The sequence below is a fragment of the uncultured Amaricoccus sp. genome (assembly GCF_937858865.1).
In the GTDB taxonomy this organism is placed as follows: domain Bacteria; phylum Pseudomonadota; class Alphaproteobacteria; order Rhodobacterales; family Rhodobacteraceae; genus Amaricoccus.
In genome coordinates this window covers 1-1378 of the sequence record NZ_CALLYO010000336.1, presented here as the reverse complement: position 1 = coordinate 1378, position 1378 = coordinate 1, and the positions used below count along the sequence as shown (strand labels likewise).

Sequence of the window (1378 nt, the reverse complement as noted above, 5' to 3'; positions counted from 1 at the left end):
TCGCCAAGCTCGAAACGATCGAGGAGCAATGGCCGGTCATCCAGGAACGGATCGGCCAGGCGGTACCGCTACCGGTGCGCAACGCCTCGAGGTCGGGACCCGGTCGAGAGATCCTGGACGCGGAGGCGCGCCGGATCATTCAGGAGTGGTTCCGGAAAGACTTCGAGGAGTTCGGCTATGAACCATGAGATCGTCGGGCAAAGCTGACGAGGCTCGTCACAAGCTGTGCAACAGGGTTTTCGCGCTACACTCCCTCTGCATCGGGGTCGCCCCTGCTCTCGGGCAGGCCTTTGTCGCAGAAGCACTTTCCCACGATCAGGCTCCCGACGTACCTGGGTGAGACATCTGGGCTAGCCGCGCGCGCCGAACAGCCGTCTGCGGAGGTTCTTCAGCTGTTGTCGGCGGTTGAACTCCACGACCTCGGCCGGCAGGTCGGTCCGGATGTTCTTCCAGGCGGCCCAGGTGTAACCGTAGAGTTGTGCCAGGCTGCCGAGGACCATCGGCTTCTGCCCTAGGCGTCCGAAGCATTTCGCCGCGGCATATAACGGATGGTAGCCCATGGCCCGCTCCATCTTGCCAGCATGGAACTTGCCGCGCAGCGGATTGCGGCTCTTCTCCTTCGCGGTCTTGTGGTGCAGGATGCGCAGATCGTCGAACGACCGGACGCCCCACCCGTGCATCCGCGCCATCATCTGCGCGATCGCGTCGTCCTGGCCCCAGGGCACGTAGCCGCCGATTTGCTGCCAGGTCTCGCGCCGGAAGAACTGGCTCGGTCCGCCGACCACCTCGGGGTTGGCGAAATACGGCCATTTCCGGCCTTCGCTCACATTGTAGATGAACCCCCCGGCGATCCCGAGGTGCGGGCTCGCCTGCATCCGCTGCATGAGCGTGGCGTAGTAGTCGGGCGCGAAGGTCACATCGGCATCGAGATTGCCGATATAGTCGTAGCCGCCCTCGTCGATGTAGATATCGCCGAGGGCGGCTAGGCCCGCGCGCAGCGCCGAGACCTTCTTCCAGGAGGTGCCGCCCATCGGATGGGGGGAGCGGGGGAGCGGGTTTTCGAAGCGCAGGAAGCGGATGAAGTCGTGCGCCTCTGCTGCGGCCGCTGCGATCGCGTCGGTCTCGTCGGTCGACCTGTCGCTGACGATGATCCAGGCGCGCGGCCGGACAGTCTGCGCGAGCACGCTGGCGATGGTGTCTGGCAGGAAGCGCGCCTCGTTGTGGGCCGCCGTCATTAGGATGTAGCTCGGGCTCGGCATCGGATCTCCAGAACACTCTTGACTCTGCCCCCAGGGCTTAGGCGGAGGTCTTAGGCGATCACCGCCTCGATCATCAACCGGAACTCGGCGCAGACCTGGGCGTCGGTGGAGCGGGCGGC

General features: G+C 65.0%; 2 protein-coding genes. One reads left to right on the top strand and one right to left on the bottom strand.

Annotation, left to right across the window (positions count from 1 at the left end; genetic code table 11):
- A partial coding sequence (locus tag Q0112_RS09515; RefSeq protein WP_297974436.1) for a hypothetical protein occupies positions 1 to 188 on the top strand: 188 nt, incomplete at its 5' end.
- A 162-nt stretch (positions 189 to 350) separates the two neighbouring features.
- On the opposite strand, the gene Q0112_RS09510 is transcribed toward Q0112_RS09515, so the two are convergent.
- On the bottom strand, positions 351 to 1259 hold the full coding sequence (locus tag Q0112_RS09510; RefSeq protein WP_297974433.1) for a glycosyltransferase family 2 protein: 909 nt from the start codon (positions 1257 to 1259) through the stop codon (positions 351 to 353).
- Positions 1260 to 1378 lie beyond the last annotated feature (119 nt).

Coding starts and splice junctions, on each gene's coding strand:
- Q0112_RS09510 (WP_297974433.1), bottom strand. CDS start 1,259: ATGCCGAGCCCGAGCTACATCCTAATGACGGCGGCCCACAACGAGGCG.